The organism is Planococcus glaciei (assembly GCF_900099655.1).
Classification (GTDB): domain Bacteria; phylum Bacillota; class Bacilli; order Bacillales_A; family Planococcaceae; genus Planococcus; species Planococcus glaciei.
Genome location: NZ_FNDC01000017.1, coordinates 26,037 through 49,349, shown reverse-complemented (window position 1 = coordinate 49,349; position 23,313 = coordinate 26,037). Strand labels below are relative to the sequence as shown.

The window sequence follows — 23,313 nt, the reverse complement described above, 5'->3', positions numbered from 1 at the left end:
TCTTTAAAATATATGTATGAGTGGATTCTTTTTTTATTTTACCAAGCTTATTTATGGAAAGATAGAAAATAATTCGAGTTTTGAAATAAATTGAGCAGGCGTCAGTCTTCCGGTTCTTCAAAGCTGCCGTCTGCATTATGGCCGCCGATCAGGCGGGCACGTTCGCGTGCCGTGCCGGCTTCTGTATAGGAAACCGCCCGCAAGACGGCGGTCGGCCCGTATTTTGAGCGCAGCTGGTCCATCGCTTCCCCGAGTTTTCGCGTCTGCCATTTGCGCTGTTCAAACAAACTCAACTGCATCGACGTTTCGTCTTCGAGCTTTGTCAATGTAATGGCGAGCCTTCTCGCCGGGCGGCCGTCATAAAACTCCTCCAGCAGCTCTTTGCACACTGCATATATTTTCAATGTCTCATTGGTCGCTTCGTCAATGGTGCGGGCCCGGTGGAAACCGCCGCCGAACGCTTTTTTGCTGTATCCGACCGACAGCGTTACCGTCCGACCCGCTTTCCCCGCCGTGCGCGCCCGTCTGGCTACATCTTCTGCCATTTCAAGAAGCACCGTCAAAATATCCCGGGCAGTTGTGTAATCGCGGTACAGGATTTGCCCTTTTCCGTAACTCACTTGCCCTTCGATGATCGGCGGGCCAAGCTCGGACAAATCGATGCCCCAGGCGTGGTGGTACAACTGGTTGCCCAGTATCCCGAAACTGGCTTCAAGCTGCACCAAGTCCGTGTGCGCCAAGTCGCCGACAGAAAAAATGCCCATGCCGTTCAATGTGGTTTCAAGCCGTGAACCGATTCCCCACATTTTGCTGAGCGGTGCGACCGGCCATAGCTTTTCCGGCACATCTGCAAAAGTCCATTCTGCAAACCCTCTGCTTTTGGCCTCCAAATCAAGCGCCAATTTTGCCATCAGCATATTCGGGCCCATGCCGATTGCCGAAGGCAAACAGAACTGGCGGATGATATCGTCCTGGATCCGGGCAATCAACTGCTCCGGCGTCCCCCATAATTTTCGGGTGCCGCTTAAATCGACAAAACTTTCATCGACGCTGTATACATGGATCGCTTCAGTCGGTACATATTCCTTCAGCAAACGGGTAATTTCCATGGATACATCCAGAAAAAAGCCCATTTTCGGCTCGATTTTCATAATGCGCGGATCGTCCGGAATCTCGAAGAGCCGGGTGCCGGTCCGCACGCCGAATTCTTTTTTCAGCACCGGCGAAGCGGCCAACACCACACTGCCGCGCCGCTCCTGGTTGCCGATGACGGCAATGCAGGCGGTCAATGGATCAAGGCCAAGGTCAATCGCTGTGCAGCTGGCGTAGAAACTTCGCATGTCGAGGCAAATGATCGGCCTTGTTTCCAATCCTTCATACATGCCTTTCGCCCCCTTTTTTCTCTTTCCTTTAAGCATATAGGAACACTTGTTCTTAATCAATAACCGTTTTGGGCGGAACTCAAACCCGCAGCGGCTGTTTCCGAAGCCAGTGGGCAAAGAAAAAACGGTTTGCCCTTGTGGAAGAGGCAAGCCGTTTTGGTTCAAACCAACTGTAAAAGCCGATTTTCCTTAGGGGAGAGGAAAATCGGCTTTCAGTTTCCAGATGCGGGTACCAAGCGCATCTGGCGTATATGATTGGACTTTTCACCCGATGAGTTGCTTGGCAAGTCCCAGTTGATGGTGTACTTGATCAAATCCTGTGCCCCCGAGCGAATTTCTGCGCTGAACGGCAGTTTTCGGCTTCAAGGTTTCGTAAATGTCTTCGCCAATCAATGGGCTTGCATCCTGCAGATCCGAAAGAGGCAAATCTTTCAGGAAATAACCGCGCTGGATGCAGGTGAATACCAGTTTGCCGGTCACGTCATGCGCTTCGCGGAACGGCATGCCTTTTGCCGCCAAATAGTCGGCAAGCTCTGTGGCATTGGAGAAATCCGAATGCACGGCCTTTTCCATCGAATCGGTGCGGACCGTCATCGTGCGGACCATGCCTTCAAATATCGGCAGCGACCCCATTAACGTGTGGACGGTATCAAACATGCCTTCCTTGTCTTCCTGCATATCTTTATTGTAGGCAAGCGGCAGGCCTTTCAAAGTGGTCAGCAAGCCGAACAAATTGCCGTAGACGCGCCCCGTCTTGCCGCGGATCAATTCCGCCATATCCGGGTTTTTCTTTTGCGGCATGATGCTTGAGCCGGTCGAAAACGCATCGTCCAGTTCAATGAAACGGAACTCTTCGCTCGACCAAAGAATGATTTCTTCGGCGAAACGCGACATATGCATCATCAGCATCGAAGCATTGCTCAAAAATTCCACGATGAAATCGCGGTCGCTGACAGCGTCCAGGCTGTTTTGGTAGACGCCTGAAAATCCAAGGAAGCCGGCAGACATTTCACGGTCAATCGGGAAAGTCGTGCCGGACATGGCACCCGCGCCAAGCGGCGACAAATCAATGCGCTTCAGCGATTCAGACAAGCGCTCTTTATCGCGTTCGAGCATCCAGAAATACGTCAGCAAATGATGGCCAAATGAAATGGGCTGCGCGCGCTGCAGATGCGTATAGCCGGGCACAATGGTATCCACGTGTGCTTCGGCCTGCTCCACAATCGCCGACTGGAAAGCCGTAACCGCTTCGATGATTTCCTTTACCCGATTTTTTAAATAAAGATGCATATCGGTCGCGACTTGGTCGTTGCGGCTTCTTGCCGTATGCAGCTTGCCGCCGACCGGACCGATTTCATCGATTAAATGCTTTTCCAAGTTTAAGTGGATGTCTTCATTCGAAACACTGAATTCCAGATCGCCGGCTTGCGCTTTTTCTTTCAAAGTCTCAAGGCCCGATAGGATCAGCGACGCTTCGTCTTCCGTAAGGATCTGGCAGGCCGACAGCATTTTCACATGCGCCGTACTGCCTTCCAAATCTTCCATGACTAGTTTCTGATCAAAAGAAATTGAAGCTCCGAACTCATCGACCCACTGTTCGGCCGATTTCTGAAAACGGCCTCCCCACAGTTTGGTCATGATTGAACGCCTACTTTCACGTTTTCAGGAACAACGACTTCTTTTTTGTTGACCATGGAATTGACGACAGTCGGAAGGCCCCACAATTCGATAAAGCCGACAGCCGAGTCGTGGTTGAATGTATCATCTGTAGAGTACGTCGCCAATTGCTCGCTGTATAGCGAGTTAGCCGATTTACGCCCCTCGATGATGGCATGGCCTTTGAACAATTTTACACGCACCGTGCCGTTGACAAACACTTGTGTTTCTTTCAGGAAGGCCTGCAGAGCAGTACGAAGCGGTGAGAACCACAATCCTTCGTAGATCAATTCCGTCAATTTTTTCTCGATGACCGGTTTGAAATGCGCCATCTCTTTTACCAACGTGATGTCTTCAAGCTCTTTATGTGCCGCAATCAAGGTCATGGCCGCTGGAGCTTCGTAGATTTCACGTGATTTGATGCCGACCAAACGGTTTTCCACATGGTCGATTCTGCCGACGCCGTGTTTGCCGGCCAGTTTGTTCAATTCCAGAATGAGGTTCGCGAATGTGTACGAAACGCCGTTCAACTGAACCGGCACGCCGTTGACGAATTCAATTTCCACCACATCCGGCGTATCCGGTGTGTTTTCCAAAGCGTTTGTAATGTCATAAGCTTCTTCCGGCGGTGAAGCCCACGGATCTTCTAAGACGCCGCATTCGTTGGCGCGTCCCCATAGGTTTTGGTCAATCGAGAACGGGCTGTCCAAGTTGACCGGAATCGGCACATTGTTCTCTTTGGCATAAGCGATTTCTTCGTCACGCGACCAAGCCCATGCACGGACCGGCGCTACAACTTCAAGATTCGGATTCAATGATTTGATCGATACTTCAAAACGCACCTGGTCGTTGCCTTTGCCTGTACAGCCGTGGGCAACAGCAGTTGAACCGGTTTCTTCTGCGATTTCAACCAATTTCTTGGAAATCAACGGACGCGACAATGCCGACACAAGCGGATATTTGCCTTCGTATAAAGTATGGGCTTGCAATGAAATAAGTGCGTATTCATCGGCAAATTCTTCTCTTGCGTCGATCATGTAGCTTTCCACCGCGCCGACTTGAAGCGCTTTTTGTTTAATGAAGTTTAAATCCTTGCCTTCCCCGATATCCAGGCAAACCGCGACAACGTCGTAGCCTTGTCCTTTCAGCCATGGAATGGCCACCGATGTATCTAAACCGCCTGAGTATGCGAGTACTATTTTTTTATTCAATATGAAAACCTCCAATGTATTTTTATACAGTTATGTGATGTGAATATACATATAATAGCACGTACTATTTATAAGTGCAAGTAAATTAATTCATATTTTTGCATAAAAAAAAGCAGCGTTAGCTGCTTTTACTTTCCACCGACTGTATATTCATGTGTATCCATGTTGATGCGCACTTCCGTCATTTCCCCGTCAATCATATTATTGAACAGGAATCCGATTTCATTGTCCCGGACGATCGGCTGGCCCAGTATGACCAGGCTCGACAATTGTTCTCCTTCTATATAAGCGACAAGCGCCTCGGATTGCTCCGCAGACTCTTCATCATTCAAAATGGAGACGGTTTGGGCTTCGCCTTCCATAGGAAAGGTTTCGCCGAGCGGCCCGTTATAATCGATGCTGACTTTCATGCCGGTTCTGATATCACTGATGACCCCTTCGGTCGTTTCGGTACCATTATCAAACTGGACCTTCACATCTTTCGGGATCGTAAAATAAATATTATTCACCAGGATCTGGTTCTCCTGCGTCACTTGCGTAATGAACCCTTCCTCTGACATTTCCTGCTGTTGTTCGGCAGTCGCTGCTTGCTGTTCTTTTGGCTTGTCTGCAGCAGGCTCAGCGGCCTTGTCGTCAGAACACGCAGCCAGAAATAGCAGGCTTGCCATCAAGATGCTTAATTTTTTCAACATAACCCATTCCTTTTCACTTTAATCTTCGCTGTTTTTATGCATTTTTTGAAAAGTCCAACAGGTTCATTTTAACCGCTGAAAGTGCTCGGTGCAATAGAAACCGTTTAGACTTTCGAATACCGGAAAATCCCTGAATCATCCAGCCGTTCTGCGATTAAACCGTCTTCCAATAAATAATCGATTTGTCCGATTGTTTCAGACAAGGTCAATCCCAGTTCTTTTTCATAGGCATATGGAAACAGCTGCTTCGTCAAGTCGTATACGGTCTGTTCTTCACCGCTGCCCAGCATATCGAGCACTTTCAGCGCACGCTGATGCTGCTTCTCCAAACGCCCTGCGACCAGTTCATGGACATTCCGCACTTCTTCGCCATGTCCGCTGTAAATCACATCGATCGGCATTTTCAATAAACGGCCCAACGATGCATTATATTGAAGCAGCGATTTCGGACGGCCATCAGCAGGATCAAGCGGAGGCTCGATCAGCGGATTCGAAGACACTTTGGCAATCACGTGGTCCCCGCCGATCATTTCTCTGCTTTCCGGATTCCAAAACGACAAATGGCTTTGTGCGTGGCCAAGCGTTTCCATCGCATGCCATTCTTCATGCCCGGGCAGTGCATCGCCTTCATTAATCGACATATCCAGCGGCCGGCTGCCCATCAAATTCAGCGGCCGTTTCATTTTCTTGACCCAAAACCAAAGCTCTTCCGGAACCCCTTCTTCTTTCAGGCGTTCGAGGTAAAAGGCATCGTGGTAGTCCAAAAATGCCTGGTCGCGCCTCAGCCATAAATCATTATAGGGGTGTCCGTATAATTTGGCATTGTCAAAACCGTCGACCCAGCCGGCGTGGTCCGGGTGGTGATGCGTCAGCACAACTTGCTCCACATCTTTCGGTTCAACATGGGCTTCCTTCAGTCCCGCTTTCAACGCAAGCCATGCTTCCGGTGTTTTTGGTCCGGCATCAATCAATGTCAGCATGTCCCCTTTGATCAAATAGGAATTCACGTCGCCGACCGCAAAGGGTGTCGGTATAATTATCTTATGTAAACTCATTTCTCCATCTCCCTTGAAACTGAATCGCTATTCACCTATCATACCGATATTTTTCTGTTTCGTCACGCACCAAAGAGCATTTGACAAACAATTGAGACTCCCTCTATAATTCAGGTAATATAGACAGGCGAAGAAAAAGACCAGTACAGAAGGTGATGGTGCCAAGAGAGTGCGCTCCAGCTGAAACGCGCATCCCCGCTCCCTTCTCGAACCTGCTTTCGAGCTGCCGTGCAAACACGGCCGTATCTCTGCGATAAAGAGCTCGAGAAGTGCCGCTCGCCGGCAAATTTAGGTGGTACCGCGGAAACCAAGCGTTTTCGTCCTTGCAAAGCAGGGACGAATGCGCTTTTTTTATTGGAAAAGCGGAGGTGCCCGATCAGCTCCGACAGGCATAAGATGGATTGGCGAAGCGGCATGTTTTCAGCCGCATAGCCAAGACAGCTTATGACCCGAGGAGCTGGGCACCGGATTCTAGACAACGGAAAAACGGAAACGGCCGTTTAGATTCGACAGGCATAAGACGATTCGGCGAAGCGGCATGTTTTCAGCCGCACAGCCGGAGCGGCTTATGACCCGAGAATCTGGCCGTTGCAGTTAGACATTGAAAAGCGGAGGTGCCCGATCAGCTCCGACAGGCATAAGATGGATTAGCGAAGCGGCATCGAAATGCGAAACGAGCCATTAAAATCCAATGCCCCACGCCCCAAATACATAAGAACCACAAAATCCAAACCATCCGTTTAAAGAAAAGAAAAGGAAGTGACCGCAATGAACATCGTTTGTGTAGGAGCCGGATCCATGGCAGAATCCATGATTCACGGCTGGATCAATAAACGCATACTAAGCCCAAGAAATATTTCCGTAATGAACAAATCAGATGTTGAACGTCTGGAATTCCTGCGGGATGAATACGGGGTCAATATTGTCCAAAAAGAAAAAACGGAACTGGAAAATGCCGATTTTATTTTGCTGGCAATGAAACCGAAAGACGTGAGGGCTGCACTGGGCGGCATTCAGGAACACTTATCCCCCGGCACCGTCGTTCTGTCGGTTGTGGCGGGCGTATCGATTCAGACCATCCAAAAGCTGGTCGGCGATTTGCCGGTTGCCCGCGCCATGCCGAACACATCGGCAAAAATTGGCAAGTCGGCGACCGGCGTCGCCTGGAGCAAACAAGTGACGTTGGACCAGCAATACGAATTGCGTGATCTGCTTTCTTCGATCGGCAGCGTCACCGTCGTCCAGGAAAGCCAGCTTGATGCCGTGACAGCGGTTGCCGGCAGCGGGCCTGCCTTTGTTTACTACTTTGCAGAAGCAATGACTGAAGCCGGCGTCAACAGCGGCCTGTCGGTGGAAGACGCCACTAAACTTGTGCGCCATACGATAGCCGGCGCTGCCGACATGCTGCAGCAGGCAGATTTTAAAGAATTGCGGAAAAAAGTGACCAGTCCGAACGGCACCACCGCAGCCGGCATTGCTTCCCTGGAGAAAAACGACTTCAAGCGCATCATCGGAGAATGCATAGAGCAGGCATCCAGCCGCTCCCAAGCCTTGGGACGCGAATTTGAATAATTCCTTTTGCTATACTAGATATCGACTCGTTTGGCATTAAAGGGGAGGAAATTGTATTGGCTAAATTATTTGAACCACTGACCATTAAAAACACCACTTTTAAAAACCGCATCGTTATGGCACCGATGTGCATGTACCAAAGCGACCAAGAAGATGGACAAGTGACCGACTGGCACCGCGTGCACTATCCGACGCGTGCTGTCGGCCAAATCGGGCTGATCATTGTAGAAGCGACAGCTGTCCAGCCGCAAGGGCGCATTTCCATGAGAGATTTGGGCATCTGGGATGACAGCCATGTTGAAGGGCTTGCAGAGATTGTCCGGCTGATGAAACAAAACGGTGCAAAAACAGGCATCCAATTGGCGCACGCCGGCCGCAAAGCGGATTTGGAAGAGCCGATCCAGGCACCAAGCGCGATTGCTTTTAATGAAAAATATCAGACGCCGCATGCCATGACGGCAGAAGAAATCAAAGAAACCGTCCAGGCCTTCAAAGAAGGCGCTAGACGGTCCAAAGAAGCGGGCTTTGATGTGATTGAAATCCATGCGGCGCATGGCTATTTGATCAATCAGTTCCTGTCGCCGCTTTCCAATAAACGCACCGACGAATACGGTGGGTCTGCAGACAACCGCTACCGCATCCTGCGCGAAGTGATCGACGCCGTCAACGAAGTATGGGACGGCCCGTTGTTTGTCCGCATCTCAGCAACGGATCACACCGAAGGCGGCATGACGCCGGAGCAATATGTGGAAATGGCGCAATGGATGAAACAACAGGGTGTAGACTTGATTGATGTCAGTTCCGGAGCACTTGTGCCGGCTCAGATTTCTGTCTATCCGGGCTATCAAGTGCAGTACGCGGAAACCATCAAAAACGGCACGCCGATTGCTACAGGAGCGGTCGGCTTGATCACGAGCCCGTTGCATGCAGAAGAAATCTTGCAAAACGGCCGTTCGGATATGATCTTCCTGGCGCGGGAACTGCTTCGCGACCCTTACTGGGCTTATACGGCCGCAAAAGAGCTGGATGCCGATATAGAAGCGCCCACCCCCTATAAGCGCGGCTGGGTATAAGGCAGTTGCAAAATCCCTGGAATTTAGTATACTGAAAGTAACGTAAAAAAACCGAATGCCGGAGCATTCGGCCAGCTGCATGCCGCACCATGGGCGGTTGGCTGGAAATCTTGGCTTTGAAAATAACCGTCATTCCTCTACCACAAGGGACGGTTATTTTCTTTGTTTATAGCCAAGTCCCTTGCCTGCAGCTGTATATTTATTTTATCACAATAGGAACGTATGTTCTATTATTTCTGTATTTTCAGAACAAAAAGTGTTTAAAAATCCAGAGAGATTTAGTATACTGAAACTAGCGTAAAAAAACCGAATGCCGAAGCATTCGGCCAGCTGCATGCCGCGCGTGAGCGGTTGGCTGGAAAACTAGGCTCTGAAAATAACCGTCATTCCTCTACCACAAGGGACGGTTATTTTTTTTCGTTCATGGCCAAAATCATGGAAACGACCAAAGTCACTGCACTGATCGTGAGTCCAATGCTCGTGAAAACAAGAGCAAATGATTCTGAAATCGTCATGTCACCACCCCCTTTCTCCGGGAATGGCCAAACCGTCCTCATGCAGCTGTACCTTTATTTTATCACAAATCGAACGTTTGTTCTATTATTTCCATTAAAAACTTTTAAAAACCAAAAAAAACCATCGCTTAGCGATGGTTTTCCATTTTTTTCTTTAATTCGTGTGCCTGCTGGTGCCATTCGTATTCCGCAAAATCGCGGGCAATCCATGTACGTGGATGCACATCTTTCACTTGGGCGATCAGAATTTTTTCATCGTCCGGCAAGAACCGGGCACTGATGTGGTTGGCAATGAGTGTTTTCGCGCCGGCGCGGCTGGCTGTTTTTGCGGCATCGAGTATGGTGGAATGGCCATAGTCTTTCGCCAGTTTTTGTGTTTCCGCGTCAAAAGTGGCTTCGTGGACGACAACGTCTGCATCCCGGCTTAACGAGACGGCGGCTTCGCAATATCGTGTGTCGCCAAGAATGGCGACAACGAATCCCGGTTGGGACGCTTCTGTAACGTCTTCACTTTTGATTGTGGTGCCGTCTTCAAGCACGACGGCTTCCCCGCCTTTTAGTTTTGCGAGCAGCGGCCCTTTCGGCACACCGAGAGAAGTGGCGCGCTCCATATTCAATTTGGGCGGCAAAGGCTTTTGCGTAATGCGGAAGCCGTGCGACGGAATGACGTGGTCAAGCAATGCCGCTTCCACCCGCATGGTGCCGTCTTCAAAAATGACGCCTTCGAGTTGTTCATGGAACACGATGTCGTACGTCAAGTGCGTCCGGCTGATGCGCAGGAAAGTTTCCACAAACTCTTTGATGCCCGTCGGACCGTAAATTTCCAACGGTTCGTCTCCTCCTTGGAACGAGCGGGAACCAAGCAGGCCAGGCAAGCCGAAAATGTGGTCGCCGTGCAAATGGGTAATGAAAATCTTTTCAATTTTGCGGGGTTTCAACGTAGTATGTAAAATCTGATGCTGGGTCGCTTCTCCGCAGTCAAACAGCCAGACTGTTCCGCGCTCTTCCAGCAGTTTCAGGGCAAGCGCGCTCGTATTGCGCTGCTTGGACGGCATGCCTGCCCCTGTGCCAAGAAATAATAACTGCATAAAGTCCCTACTTTCTATTGTGGTCGTGATCGTCGAGAAAATCTTTGCTGAAGCTGGTTTTCGAGTCGTAAGAGGTCTTCTTGTATTTTGCGCCGCGGACCAGGACATTTTTGCCGAATTTCGATTCCAGCTTGGACATCAAATCGAGAATCGGCTCTTCTTTGGCATGCTCCTGAAAATTGAAAATCGACAATTGCTCGGTCATATCGCCTTTGTCCTTGACGTTTGAAACCGTGACCCCGACCAGTCGGAGCGGTTCCCCGTTCCAGTTTTTTGTGAACAATTGCCAGGCGTGGCGGAAAATATCGTCGCTTTTCCAGACCGTATTTTTCAAGGTGATGCTGCGGGTATGGTTTTGCCACTCCGAACTGCGCGTCTGGATGCTGACGGTCGGGCCTGCCAGTTCTTTGGCTTCCAGCCGGTTGGCCACTTTTGCACTCAACTGGCGGAAAATCACTTTCAACTGCTCTTCATCCGTTTCATCCACCGGCAGCGTGGTGGAAGTGCCCACGCTTTTCGTATCGTAAATGGACTCAGGATCCACGATCCGGTCATCGATGCCATTCGCCCGGTTTTGGAGCCGCAGCCCGTTCTTGCCCATTTTTTCTTTGACGAGGCCGGTATTGGCATTCGCCAAATCGCCGATGGTTTCGATTGACAAGCGTTTTAGTTTCGCCGCGGTGCTTTCGCCGATGCCGTGCATTTCAATGACCTCCAACGGCCATAACTTTTCCTGGATGTCGCGTTTTCGCAAGATGGTAATGCCCATCGGCTTTTTCATATCGGATGCCGTTTTGGCCAAAAACTTATTCGGTGCAATGCCGATCGAACACGGCAAATCCAGTTCCGACTTCATGCGCTGCTGGATCTCCTCCGCAATCGACAACGCGTGGCGTTCTTTTGCAAGCTCCGTCACATCAACATAGCCCTCATCGATTGATACCGGTTCCACCAGATCGGCATACGAACGCAGTATTTCGAACATCGCTTTCGACGCCGCCCGGTAGCGCTCAAAGTTTGGCGGCAAAAGGATCAGTTCCGGATACTTCCGCTTCGCTTCATGCACCTGCATCGTGGTGTAGATGCCGTGCGCCCGCGCTTCGTAAGAACACGTCACGATGATGCCGCGCCGCTCTTTCGGATTGCCTGCAATCGCTATGGCTTTGCCCTTCAAAGAAGGGTCATGCGACTGCTCGACCGAGGCGTAAAAACTATTCATATCAATATGGAAAATCACTCGGCCAGCCATAGAAATCGCTTCACTTTCGTTTTCTTCCAGTTTACCATATGAAAAGCGTGGATGCTTGCTGCTCCGTATTGTCAGAATAGCGGTTCCAATCCAGACGGCCAGGAGTGAATCAATTACGATTCATGAGAACTTTTGTCCATAAAAAAACCGCAGCTGCTGCCGGCTTTCCGGCTGCAGTTGCGGTTTTCCAATCATTCCATTAAAGTGCCGATTCCTTCACGATTTCAATCAGCATTTCTGCCAGTTTTTCGAGTTCTTCGATCGGCATGCGCTCTTTTTTTGTGTGGATTTCTTCATAGCCGACACAAAGGTTGACCGTTGGTATGCCATGGCCGTTGAAAATATTGGCATCGCTGCCGCCGCCGCTCATCAAAATCGGCGCCGGGCGATTGATATTGGCTGCTGCTTTTTTGGCGATTTCGACGACGCGTTCATTTTCGTCAAAATGGAAGCCCGGATACATCAGTTTGACTTCTGTTTCCGCACGCCCCCCCATTTGTTCGGCCACTTCTTCAAAAACAGATTCCATATGCGCCGTTTGGGACGCCAGCTTGTCTTCTTTGATCGAGCGCGCTTCTGACAGGATGTGCACTTCGTCGCAGACAATGTTTGTCGCTTGCCCGCCTTCAAAACGGCCGATATTGGCAGTCGTTTCCTCATCAATGCGCCCGAGCGTCATTTTCGCGATCGCTTTTGCTGCAATGGTAATGGCTGAAACGCCTTTTTCTGGAGCCACACCGGCATGGGCTGTCTTGCCGTAGATGGTCGTCCACAATTTCGCCTGGTACGGTGCCGATGTCACGATGCCGCCGACTTTGCCGTCGCTGTCTACCGCGTAGCCATATTTGGCAACCAGCAAAGAAGAATCCATTTCCTTCGCTCCCACCAAGCCGCTTTCTTCACCTGCTGTGATGACCAGCTGAATATCACCGTGTTCAATTTGCTGTTCCTGAATGCTGCGGATCATTTCAAACAAAGCGGCGATGCCGGCTTTATCGTCTGCACCCAGAATCGTCGTACCGTCTGAATACACATAGCCGTCGCGGATTTCCGGCTTGACGCCTTTTCCCGGAACAACCGTATCCATATGGACGGTGAAATAAATGGCCGGTATATCCGCAGCGGTTCCCCGCAGCGTGGCAATCAAGTTGTTGGCGCCGTGGCCTGTACGTGTTGAGGAATCGTCTTCTTGTACGAAAAACCCGAGTTCGCTCAACTTTTCTTTCAGCGCAGCGGCAATTTCCGCTTCATTTTTTGTTTCCGAATCGATTTGCACCAATTCAAGGAATTCGTTCAACAGTCGATCTTTTTTCATAAATTAGGACCTCTTTCTTTTTGGGCTTGTGCGCCCGGTTGAATCAATGAACAATCAGCGGGAAACGAAGCCCCCGCTGATTGAAGTTGTTCGTTATAAGGGCATATTGCCGTGTTTTTTCGCTGGGCGCGTATCTTTCTTGTTGCGCATCATTTCGAGCGCCTGAATCAATTTGACGCGTGTTTCCCGCGGATCGATGACGTCATCGACCATGCCGCGCGCTGCTGCTACGTAGGGATTGGCGAATTTCTCGCGGTATTCCTCGATTTTTGCTGCACGCGTTTCTTCCGGATTGTCGCTCGCTGCAATTTCACGGGCGAAAATGATATTCGCCGCACCTTGTGGCCCCATCACCGCAATTTCCGCGTTCGGCCATGAGAATACCAGGTCAGCGCCGATTGATTTGGAGTTAAGTGCGACATAAGCGCCGCCGTATGCTTTACGCAGAATGACCGTCATTTTCGGCACGGTCGCTTCTGAATACGCATAGAGGATTTTTGCGCCGTGGCGAATGATGCCGCCGTGTTCCTGCTTGATGCCCGGGAAAAATCCGGTCACGTCTTCAAACGTGATCAACGGAATATTGAACGAATCACAGAAGCGGATAAAACGTGCCGCTTTGTCTGACGAGTCGATATCAAGCCCGCCGGCCATCACTTTCGGCTGGTTGCACACCAGGCCGACTGTTTCGCCTTTGATGCGTGCGAGGCCGACGACGATATTGCGGGCAAATTCCGGCTGAACTTCCATGAAACTATCGGCATCGACCACTTGCTCCACAACTTTGCGGACATCGTACGGCCGGATCGCTTCGTAAGGAACGATATCAGCGAGATCCGGACGGTAATCGTCTTCCGCATCCACTTCAAGCCGCGGCGGCATTTCTTGGTTATTTTGTGGAAGGTAGCTGATCAAGCGGCGCACCATCTGCAATACGTCCTGTTCGGAATCCGAACGGAAATGAGCGTTTCCGCTAATTGCTGTATGTACTTTCGATCCACCTAAATCTTCAGATGAAATTTTTTCGCCTGTCACCGTTTCAATGACTTTCGGCCCTGTGATGAACATCTGGCTCGTCTTGTCGACCATGAAAACAAAATCCGTGATGGCCGGTGAATACACCGCGCCGCCAGCTGAAGGTCCCATGATGACGGAAATCTGTGGAATAACCCCGGAATAGATGGAATTCCGGTAGAAAATATGGCCGTAGCCATCAAGCGACAAAACGCCTTCCTGGATGCGCGCGCCGCCGGAATCGTTCAAGCCGATGAATGGCGCCCCATTTTTCGCCGCCAAATCCATGACGTTCGCGATTTTTTGGGCATGCATTTCACCAAGTGCTCCGCCAAATACCGTGAAGTCCTGGGAGAACAAATAAATTGGACGTCCGTTCACTTTGCCGTAACCGGTTACAACCCCTTCACCCGGTCCTGCACCCATCCCGAAATCGGTTGTGCGGTGTTCCACGAACGGGCTCAACTCGACAAAGGAACCTTCATCCACTAATAGTTCGATGCGTTCACGGGCAGTCAGTTTGCCTTTTTCGTGCTGCTTGTCGATGCGTTCTTCGCCGCCCCCAAGCTCAATTTCGCGTTTGCGGTCATACAACTCATTGATTCTTTCGTAAATGTCCATTTCTCCACTCCTCAATCATTGCTTTTCACAAAGTTCGTATAATACTCCGTTTGATGACTTCGGATGCAAAAAGGCAACCATTGCCCCGCCTGCTCCAGGACCTGCATGCTCGCTCAAAAGCTGGACGCCTTTGTCGCGCAGTTCTGCCATGCGCTGCTCGATGTTTTCCACTCCGAAAGCGATGTGATGGATGCCTTCTCCCCGTTTTTCGATAAACTTGGCAACGGCGCCCGTATCGTCCAGCGGTTCCAGCAATTCGAGCTTAATATTGCCGGCATCGATAAAAGCCACTTTCACCTTTTGGGATGACACTTCTTCAATTTTCAACAATGGACAGCCCAGTGTTTCGGTATAGTATGTAAGGACTTCATCAATGCTGCGTACAGCGATTCCAATATGGTCGACTTTTTTCATTTTCTCACTTCCTTTTTTATGTTCTCTTTTATTGTACCTATTCCGTTGCTAAAACTAAAGGGGCTACTTGAATATTTGGAAAACGGCCGAACGTAGAGCTACAAATTTGTCTCGTTTTATGGTATTATTTCTTAAAAGCCATTATGGAGACCAAAGGAGCATTGCGTTCATGAACAACCCTGCATTCCGTAAGTTTATCGTCTATGCGATGATTGGCATCATGCTATTGTCCACATTAATGATGGGACTAAGCTTTGTCATTTAACTAGCACTAATCGAATACATTAAAAGACAGCTGAAATCATCCGATTTCAGCTGTCTTTTTGTTGGTGAAGCCTTTATAGGACGATTTGATTTCCAGATACGTGTCCATTTCTTCGATCACTTGGTAGAGCGCCGCCATCGCCAGAAATTTTTCGTGGCTGTCAGGCAGCGGCATTCCGGCAAATTCATCTTTGACGGCTTGCAATTTACTGATGTAGCGGTAAGCGGTATTGCCGGAATGGACGTGGCTTGCCAAGTCTTCCAGAAAATCAGCCACCAAATGCGAATGCCCGATAATAACCGGAAGTGCGGTAATCTTGGGCAGGATGCGCTCAATGATTTCAAGCTGCTGTTCGCGCATGTCGAAATAGTGGTAGTACTTGTTTTCGAGACGGGTCACGTGGTTTTCAACATCCTGATAAGCCAGCGCCTTCGCTTTTTTCAGCAGTTCCGTGCTCTGGGTCAATTCTTTTCCGTCCCAGTTCGACTCTCCTTGCCGCAGGAAAATCGAAATTTCCTGGAAGATGGAAGAATACAGCGATTCGATATCATAGCGGTACGTATTGAGTTTCCCTTCAATGCTCGGCATGTACATATTGACCGCCAGCGCCGTCCCGAAGCCGACGGCCATCAAAGAAAGTTCATTCAAGAACAGATCCAGCGTCAGGTTTTTGGAATCGTAAATATGCAGCAAGATGACCGAACTGGACACAAAGCCGTCTGAAAACTTCAAGGAAACGAGCACCGGAATAAATACCAAAATCATCAGCCCGATCAGCAGCGGGTGATAAGCAATGTTTTCCAAAAAGACGAATGCAAAGGCGATGCCGATCAAGCTCGCCACAAAGCGTGAAAATGCCGCGCGGATGGATTTCTTTTTCGTCGGCTGAATGCACAAAATCGTCAAAATCCCGGCGGAAACATAATAATCCAAGTTAAAAAATTGCGCCAGGGAAATCGCAATCGCCACCCCTGCAGCGGTTTTCATTGTCCGGTAGCCAATAGAAAATCGTTTCAGTTTCAGTTTCATGTTCTGCTCCTTTTCGCCGACATAAAAAAATGCCCCTTTTTGAGGGGCATTCGTTTTAGATTTCTTTGCAATGCTCTTCAAACAGCTCTTGGATGTGCGTAATAACGGACATCGGATCATGGCCTTCAATTTCATGGCGCCCGATTTCATCGGCCACTTTGCCATCTTTCAAAAGAACGAACGATGGAGAAGACGGAAGATGGTCTTCGCCGAAAATTGCGCGTGCCTGTGCTGTCGCTTCTTTGTCCTGTCCTGCAAATACCGTCAACAAGCGGTCAGGGCGTTTGTCGTAATGCACAGAATGTACGGCTGCCGGACGGGCGATGCCTCCTGCGCATCCGCATACTGAGTTGATCATGACAAGGCTAGTGCCGGGTTGAGAAAAAACGTCCTTCACTTCTTCAGGTGTTGTCAGTTCTGTATAGCCAGCGTCCACCATTTCCTGGCGTGCCTGCTTTGTAATATCATTCATAAGAAAATTAAAATCCATTGCCATTTCTATCACTCCTTATCATTTCCTTCATTAATCATAGCAGGAGTTGAAAAGACATGCAAAAAAGCTTACTCGAACAATTCCGCAATGGCTTGCGCCACCGTCAGCTGATCCTGAAGCACTTTCTGCTCGAGTGTGCCCACTTGCTTCCGGCGCTCGGCATCCCCGTAAAAACGGCTCAACAATTCGTCGGTGATCATGGAATTGAACCAGTCTTTCGTCTGGTTCTGCCGGCGCTTTTTCCAGTAGCCGCTGCCTTTGACCGTGCTTTCGAAGTCTTTGACCATGTCCCAGATTTCCGAAATGCCGGTTCCTTCAAGAGAAGAAGCAGGCAAGGCCTGCGTTTTCCATCCCTCAGTCGCCCGCTGCAGGAAATGCAGGATCTGTTTGTATTCACGCACCGTCTTTTTGGCAAGTTCAGCGTTGTGGCTGTCCGCCTTGTGGACAACGATGGCGTCCGCCAGCTCCAGGATCCCTTTTTTCATGCCCTGCAGTTCATCCCCGGCGCCGGTGAGCACGAGCAGCATAAAGATGTCCACCATGCCGCGGACGAGCGTTTCGCTTTGCCCGACGCCCACCGTTTCGACCAAGATCACATCGTATCCAGCCGCTTCGCATAACAGCATCGTCTCGCGCGTCTTTTTATGGACGCCGCCGAGCGTACCTGCTGTCGGCGAAGGGCGGATAAACGCTTTCGGGTTGCGCGCCAGGCTTTCCATACGGGTTTTGTCGCCCAGGATGCTGCCGCCGGTGATCGAAGAACTAGGATCGATGGCAAGGACTGCCACACGGTGCCCGAGCGCCGTCAGCATTTCGCCGAACGTCTCGATGAATGTGCTTTTGCCGGCGCCTGGTACCCCCGTGATGCCGATCCGAATCGAGTTTCCGGTATGCGGCAGTAAGCGGTTCAGCAATTCCTGGCCGTGTTTTTTATGCTCCGGATTCGAGCTTTCAAGAAGCGTAATCGCTTTTCCTAAATGCAGGCGCGAACCGCTCCGGACCCCTACGGCCATGTTGTCGTACTCGAAAGGGTTGTCCTGCGGTTTTTTGAATCGTTTCCGCGGCGAGGCCATCATCCCGTCATGGGCGGCTTTGACCCCTTCCATTACCCGGCGAGTCCTTGTTTCGCGGTCCATCAGTCGGCCACTTCCTCGTATCCCAGGCGCACGTAGATTTCTTCAATCACTTTTTGCGCGGCCACAGGAATCACGGTACCTGGCCCGAAGATGGCGCTCGCTCCGTTGTTGCGCAGGAATTCATAATCCTGCGCCGGAATAACGCCGCCGACAACGATCAAGATATCCTCGCGGCCGATTTTTTTTAATTCTGCCCATAAGTCCGGCACAAGCGTCATATGGCCGGCTGCCAGTGAACTGACGCCAATGACGTGTACGTCGTTTTCTACGGCCTGCTGCGCTGTTTCAGCCGGTGTCTGGAACAACGGACCGATATCCACATCAAAGCCGAGGTCGGCGAATGCCGTCGCAATAACTTTCGCGCCGCGGTCATGGCCATCCTGCCCCATTTTCGCAATCAGGATACGCGGACGGCGCCCTTCATTTTCAATAAAGTCTTCGGTCATCTCTTTGACGACTTCGATTTCCTGCTGGTTCGAGAAGTTGGAACTGTATACGCCGCTCACGGAACGGATCACCGCCTTATGTCTTCCGGATGCTGCTTCGATCGCATCGGAAATTTCACCCAGAGTGGCACGCAGGCGCGCCGCATCAACGGCGCATTCTAAAATGTTTTCGTCGCCGCTTTGTGCAGCCGCCGTCAATCGGGTTAATGCTTCCTGGACTTTGTCGTTGTCGCGCGAAGCTTTCATCTGCTCAATGCGTTCAATCTGTGTTTTCCGCACGATGGTATTGTCGATATTCAAGATATCAATTGGATCTTCTTCGTCCAAGCGGTATCGGTTGACGCCGATGATCACTTCTTCATTTGAATCGATTTGCGCTTGTTTTTTCGCTGCTGCTTCTTCGATGCGCATTTTCGGAAGGCCGGTTTCAATCGCTTTGGCCATGCCGCCAAGTTCTTCGACTTCCTCGATCAGCTGCCATGCTTTTTCCATCAATTCCTGCGTCAGTTTTTCGACGTAGTACGAACCGCCCCAAGGATCAATCACTTTGGTCATCATCGTTTCTTCCTGCAGGAACAACTGCGTATTGCGGGCAATGCGGGCGGAGAAATCCGTCGGCAAAGCGATCGCTTCATCAAGCGCATTGGTATGGAGCGACTGCGTATGGCCCATTGCCGCTGCATTTGCCTCAATCAATGTACGGGTCACGTTATTGAACGGATCTTGTTCGGTCAAACTCCAGCCGGACGTCTGCGAATGCGTACGAAGGGCAAGAGACTTGCTGTTTTTTGGATCGAACGATTTCATCATTTTCGCCCAAATTTCACGGCCTGCGCGCATTTTTGCGATTTCCATGAAATAGTTCATGCCGATTCCCCAGAAAAATGACAAGCGCGGTGCAAACGAATCAATATCGATGCCTGCTGCGAGCCCCGTACGGACGTATTCGAGCCCGTCAGCCAGTGTATAGGCCAGTTCAATATCCGCTGTGGCTCCCGCTTCCTGGATATGATAGCCCGAAATGGAAATCGAGTTGAATTTCGGCATTTTGGTGGATGTGTATTTGAAAATATCCGCGATGATCTGCATCGACATCGCCGGCGGATAAATATACGTATTGCGCACCATGTATTCTTTTAGAATATCGTTCTGGATCGTTCCGGCCAGCTGCTCCGGTCCGACCCCTTGTTCTTCTGCAGCCACGATGAAGAACGCCATGATCGGCACAACTGCCCCGTTCATTGTCATCGAGACCGACATCTGGTCAAGCGGAATGCCGTCAAACAGGATTTTCATGTCTTCGACGCTGTCGATGGCAACGCCCGCTTTTCCGACATCGCCCACCACGCGTGGATGATCGGAATCATAGCCGCGGTGCGTAGCAAGGTCAAAAGCGACCGAAAGCCCTTTTTGCCCCATTGCCAAGTTCCGGCGGTAAAATGCGTTGCTTTCTTCTGCTGTCGAAAACCCGGCATATTGACGGACGGTCCATGGGCGCGATACATACATCGTCGGGTAAGGCCCGCGCACGTTCGGAGCAAACCCAGGATGGCTTTCCTGCAAATCCGCGATGTCCTCATGGGAATAAGCCGGCTTAACCGGTATTCCTTCATTCGTTTCAAAAACTTCCTCGTGGATGGCCACGTCTTGATTGATTGTTAATTTCTGTAAATCCACTTTACTGAAATCCGGTCTTCCCATATCAGATGGCCTCCTTTCCAAGGCTAAGAATTTGTTCCAACTTCGAAGTGATGTGTTTGCCCGAGTAAATGGCATCCGTTACGCCAAATTCTTCCCAGCGGTTCAAATCGTCTTTTCCGTACTTGCCTGCAACGTCAATAGAGGCCGCTGCATTCAGGGCCGGAATGATTTCTTCCAGCACTTCTTTTGGCCCGCATAGGACAGCGTAGTCGATGGCGTTCTCTGACAGGAAGCGGTTAACTTCTTCAGCATTTGAGAGTTCCGGGCTGATAAGTGGTTCGATGCCTCCCACAGCCAAAAAGCCTTGGACAAAGTCCGATTGGGCTTTCACTGTTTTTAATGGTGCCACATGCAAAACAGCCGCTTTCAAAAGTCTTTCTTTGCTTTGTGCGCGCAGTTTTTCAAACGGCGAAGACAAGCGTTTAGCAGACATATAAACCAAATGGCTTTCAGCAACTTGGCCTTCTTTAACCGGTTCCTGCGGATTGGCATAGATATTTGTGCCAATCAAGGAATTTTCGCGGGTAGCGACTTTTTCTTTGCGCTCCACCCATTTTGACTGAATGTCATCTGTCAGCCAGCCCGACTTGATGACTTCGGAATAGCCGCCGGCGGCTTCAATCTCCAGGAAATAGCTCCATGCCGCATCGACAAATTCTTTTGTCAAGGTTTCGATAAAGTAAGATCCGGCCGCCGCATCCAATACATGCGATACGTGAGTTTCTTCTTTAATGACCAATTGCACATTGCGGGCGATTCGGCGGCTTTGCGCATCGGGCACTGTCAAGAAGTCATGCGGATGAACCGTATGCGCATTCGTGCCGCCAAGGACCGCTGAAAACGTGGCATTGCCGGCGCGCAGCAAGTTCACATATGGATCCAATTTCGAGTAAGAACGCACGGACGTTTCTGTGAACACCGGAATGGCCGGCGCTTCTTCTCCGTATGCCGAGCAGAACGCGTTCCACAGAACACGGAAAGCCCGCAGTTTGGCAACTTCCTGGAAGAATTGCGTATCCACTGCAAAGCGCACCCACAGGTCTTTTGCCTGGGCAGCGAAATTGCCGCGGTCCATCTTCTCAGCGAGAATGCTGAGCGCAACGCCCAGTTCGTGGACAATTGTTCCGCCGGCATTATGTACAGGCACAGTATCGATCAATTGAGTGCGGACTTTTTGCGGCACTTCCACTTCCGCTTCGGAAAAAATAACGCCTTGCACATGCCCGAGTTGTTCTTCCTCAACAAAATCAAAGACGCGGAGAATGCCGTTGTCGTCAGATCCCAAACGGAAATACAGCGGATAATGGACGATCAGTTCTGCCAGTTCTTTCAGCTCGGCATCAGTCCATTCCAAGTTCTGATAGCTGAGATAGACGATCATTTCATTGCCGCGCTTCAAATCATCTTTGATTGCCACCAAATAATCGCTGACAGTTGCTGCATGTGTTTCCTGTGCCACAAACCAACCCGGAAGCCTTTTGCCATTTTGCACGGCTTTCGTTTGGTCAAAAACAAATGTGTCGAGGCGGTCCAGCATTTCTTTTGTGTAAAGCGGCTCGAGTGTGATTCCTTCAATAGTGGGTGTTTTTAAAGTTTTTTCGAACGGCTTTCCTTTCAGCGCTTTTTCAGCAGCTTCCCGCCATTCTTCGTATGTACGTTCCGAAAATTGAGTCTTTTTCATCGATTCGATTGTCAAACTGTTCCCTCCTTAAAGGATATCTCTTCCCATTTTACCTGAGTAAACGCTCACATTAAAGAGAAAAAAGCTGGAAGTCCGCAGACTCCCAGCTTTCCATCAATAAACGGACGTATTTTCTTTGTTCATATTTTCAAGGATTTCTTTGACGCGGCCGAGGAATTGTCCACAAACAAGTCCATCAAGTACGCGGTGGTCAAGCGATAAGCACAAGTTGACCATATCGCGTGCAGCCATCATGCCGTTAGCCATAATGACCGGGCGCTTCACGATCGACTCGACTTGCAGGATTGCCGCTTGCGGATGGTTGATGATCCCCATCGACTGAATAGAGCCGAACGATCCGGTATTGTTGACCGTAAACGTTCCGCCTTGCATGTCTGCAGAACCCAATTTTCCGTTGCGCGCTTTTAATGCCAACTCATTGATGTCGCGGCCGATTCCTTTAACCGACTTTTCATCCGAATTTCTAATGACCGGTACGAATAATGCATTGTCCGAAGCAACAGCAATCGAAATGTTGATGTCTTTTTTCTGGATGATTTTGTCGCCAGCCCACATCGAGTTCATCATCGGGAATTCTTTCAACGCTTGGGATACGGCTTTCACGAAGAACGCGAAATACGTAATGTTAAACCCTTCTTTTTTCTTGAATTCGCCTTTGATGGAATCGCGGTAGGAAACCAAATCCGTTACGTCCACTTCGATCATCATCCAAGCATGCGGGGCTTCGTGCTTGCTCTTCAGCATATTGGCTGCGATTGCGCGGCGCACGCCGGTAACCGGAATTTCGATATCGCCAGGAGCGCTTTCGATCGGTGCTGATTTTGCAGCAGGAGCTGTTGTCGGTGCCGGCTGCGCTTTAGGTGCTTCTGTTTGCGCTGCTGGAGCTTCCTGTTTCGCTGCCGGTGCATCTCCCGCTTTCGGGATATTGCCGCTTTCAATCAACGCCAGCAAATCTTTGCGCGTGATGCGCCCTTCATTGCCCGTTCCCTGCACTTGTGCAAGATCAATATCGTTGTCTTGTGCGAGGCGCAAAACAGCAGGAGAATAGCGGGCTTTTGATCCTTCCGGGCGTACTGGCTGGGAAGAGCCTTTCGTTCCGTTCAAGCCGGAAGTCGGTTTGGTGTCGTCTGCAGGCATGACGTTTTCTTTGCCGACGTTGGCAGGCTGTGCTTCGGCTTCTGCTGCCGGAGCTGAGTCGCCGCCTTCGGTTTCGATGGTGCAGACGATTTCGCCTACCGCCAGTGTTTCGCCTTCTGCAGCAATTAATTCTTTAATCGTGCCGGTAAAGGAAGATGGCACTTCCGCTGTTACTTTATCGGTGTTGACTTCCGCCAAAGGATCGTACTTATTGACGTGGTCACCGGGCTGAACGAGCCATTTTTCAATCGTTCCTTCCGTCACACTTTCGCCTAGCTGAGGCATTTTTATATTTTCAATAGCCAAAGGGATTCCTCCTTAACTGCTTTTATCGTACTTTGGAGCGTCTGTAGCGCTTCCGCTTTTCTTGTCTAGCTGCAGCGCCTAGCTCCTCGAGACGCTTCAGACTGGTCGACGATGGCAAAAATCGCCATCACTGCCCAGCCTTCCAGCGCTTGTCGGAGCTGAGCAGGCGCTTCCGCTTTTCTTGTCTAGCTGCAAGAGCCAGCTTCTCGGGACATAAGCCACTCCGACTGTGCGGCAAAGA

At 50.2% G+C, this 23,313-nt stretch carries 19 protein-coding genes; 3 read left to right on the top strand and 16 right to left on the bottom strand.

Translation table 11 applies throughout. The features are described 5' to 3' along the window. Positions 1-101 precede the first annotated feature (101 nt). From BLQ32_RS17195 to BLQ32_RS17175, 5 genes are all read right to left on the bottom strand, one after another. The gene (locus BLQ32_RS17195) at positions 102-1,382 is read right to left on the bottom strand and encodes a Y-family DNA polymerase (RefSeq protein ID WP_074511426.1); all 1,281 of its coding nucleotides are present in this window, start codon (positions 1,380-1,382) and stop codon (positions 102-104) included. A gap of 264 nt (positions 1,383-1,646) precedes the next feature. Continuing rightward, positions 1,647-3,020 (bottom strand): argininosuccinate lyase, encoded by a 1,374-nt coding sequence (argH, locus tag BLQ32_RS17190; RefSeq protein WP_074511424.1) that lies wholly within the window; start codon positions 3,018-3,020, stop codon positions 1,647-1,649. Beyond that, positions 3,017-4,252 (bottom strand): argininosuccinate synthase, encoded by a 1,236-nt coding sequence (locus tag BLQ32_RS17185; RefSeq protein ID WP_175557144.1) that lies wholly within the window; start codon positions 4,250-4,252, stop codon positions 3,017-3,019. Before BLQ32_RS17185 ends, argH begins: the two co-directional genes overlap by 4 nt. A gap of 125 nt (positions 4,253-4,377) precedes the next feature. Then, the gene (locus BLQ32_RS17180; RefSeq protein WP_235525039.1) at positions 4,378-4,941 is read right to left on the bottom strand and encodes a YobA family protein; all 564 of its coding nucleotides are present in this window, start codon (positions 4,939-4,941) and stop codon (positions 4,378-4,380) included. A gap of 104 nt (positions 4,942-5,045) precedes the next feature. Continuing rightward, positions 5,046-5,996 carry an MBL fold metallo-hydrolase gene (locus BLQ32_RS17175; RefSeq protein ID WP_074511422.1) on the bottom strand — a complete coding sequence of 317 codons (951 nt, stop codon included), beginning with the start codon at positions 5,994-5,996 and terminating at the stop codon, positions 5,046-5,048. Positions 5,997-6,764: 768 nt separating this feature from the next. Here BLQ32_RS17175 and proC point away from each other — a divergent pair. Both proC and namA read left to right on the top strand, forming a co-directional pair. Continuing rightward, entirely contained in the window at positions 6,765-7,568 is an 804-nt protein-coding gene (gene proC / locus BLQ32_RS17170) for a pyrroline-5-carboxylate reductase (protein ID WP_074511420.1), read from the top strand. A gap of 56 nt (positions 7,569-7,624) precedes the next feature. Further along, positions 7,625-8,641 carry an NADPH dehydrogenase NamA gene (namA, locus tag BLQ32_RS17165; RefSeq protein WP_074511418.1) on the top strand — a complete coding sequence of 339 codons (1,017 nt, stop codon included), beginning with the start codon at positions 7,625-7,627 and terminating at the stop codon, positions 8,639-8,641. A 643-nt stretch (positions 8,642-9,284) separates the two neighbouring features. On the opposite strand, the gene rnz is transcribed toward namA, so the two are convergent. The 5 genes from rnz to mce form a co-directional block, all read right to left on the bottom strand. Then, positions 9,285-10,244: a ribonuclease Z gene (gene rnz, locus BLQ32_RS17160; protein ID WP_074511416.1), complete on the bottom strand. Its 960-nt coding sequence runs from the start codon at positions 10,242-10,244 to the stop codon at positions 9,285-9,287. A 7-nt stretch (positions 10,245-10,251) separates the two neighbouring features. After that, positions 10,252-11,493: a DNA polymerase IV gene (locus BLQ32_RS17155; RefSeq protein ID WP_074511414.1), complete on the bottom strand. Its 1,242-nt coding sequence runs from the start codon at positions 11,491-11,493 to the stop codon at positions 10,252-10,254. Positions 11,494-11,692: 199 nt separating this feature from the next. Continuing rightward, on the bottom strand, positions 11,693-12,808 hold the full coding sequence (locus BLQ32_RS17150; protein WP_074511412.1) for a M20/M25/M40 family metallo-hydrolase: 1,116 nt from the start codon (positions 12,806-12,808) through the stop codon (positions 11,693-11,695). Between the two features lie 93 nt (positions 12,809-12,901). Then, positions 12,902-14,443 (bottom strand): acyl-CoA carboxylase subunit beta, encoded by a 1,542-nt coding sequence (locus BLQ32_RS17145; RefSeq protein ID WP_036809207.1) that lies wholly within the window; start codon positions 14,441-14,443, stop codon positions 12,902-12,904. 15 nt (positions 14,444-14,458) lie between these two features. Next, a complete protein-coding gene (gene mce, locus BLQ32_RS17140) occupies positions 14,459-14,857 on the bottom strand; it encodes a methylmalonyl-CoA epimerase (RefSeq protein ID WP_074511411.1) in 399 nt (132 codons plus the stop codon). A 169-nt stretch (positions 14,858-15,026) separates the two neighbouring features. Here mce and prli42 point away from each other — a divergent pair, with 169 nt between their 5' ends. After that, a complete protein-coding gene (prli42, locus tag BLQ32_RS19890) occupies positions 15,027-15,122 on the top strand; it encodes a stressosome-associated protein Prli42 (protein WP_152911803.1) in 96 nt (31 codons plus the stop codon). 36 nt (positions 15,123-15,158) lie between these two features. On the opposite strand, the gene BLQ32_RS17135 is transcribed toward prli42, so the two are convergent. From BLQ32_RS17135 to BLQ32_RS17110, 6 genes are all read right to left on the bottom strand, one after another. After that, positions 15,159-16,151 carry an aromatic acid exporter family protein gene (locus tag BLQ32_RS17135; RefSeq protein ID WP_074511466.1) on the bottom strand — a complete coding sequence of 331 codons (993 nt, stop codon included), beginning with the start codon at positions 16,149-16,151 and terminating at the stop codon, positions 15,159-15,161. Between the two features lie 55 nt (positions 16,152-16,206). Next, the gene (locus tag BLQ32_RS17130) at positions 16,207-16,647 is read right to left on the bottom strand and encodes a BrxA/BrxB family bacilliredoxin (RefSeq protein ID WP_074511409.1); all 441 of its coding nucleotides are present in this window, start codon (positions 16,645-16,647) and stop codon (positions 16,207-16,209) included. A 65-nt stretch (positions 16,648-16,712) separates the two neighbouring features. Beyond that, complete coding sequence (gene meaB / locus BLQ32_RS17125) at positions 16,713-17,780, bottom strand: methylmalonyl Co-A mutase-associated GTPase MeaB (RefSeq protein WP_074511407.1); 1,068 nt, start codon at positions 17,778-17,780, stop codon at positions 16,713-16,715. Continuing rightward, complete coding sequence (gene scpA, locus BLQ32_RS17120) at positions 17,780-19,927, bottom strand: methylmalonyl-CoA mutase (protein WP_074511405.1); 2,148 nt, start codon at positions 19,925-19,927, stop codon at positions 17,780-17,782. The genes meaB and scpA overlap by 1 nt, the downstream gene beginning before the upstream one ends. Before the next feature lies 1 nt (position 19,928). Then, positions 19,929-21,623, bottom strand: a complete 1,695-nt coding sequence (locus BLQ32_RS17115) for a methylmalonyl-CoA mutase family protein (protein WP_083335391.1) — start codon at positions 21,621-21,623, stop codon at positions 19,929-19,931. 99 nt (positions 21,624-21,722) lie between these two features. After that, positions 21,723-23,072, bottom strand: a complete 1,350-nt coding sequence (locus BLQ32_RS17110) for a dihydrolipoamide acetyltransferase family protein (protein WP_074511403.1) — start codon at positions 23,070-23,072, stop codon at positions 21,723-21,725. Between the last annotated feature and the right edge of the window lie 241 nt (positions 23,073-23,313).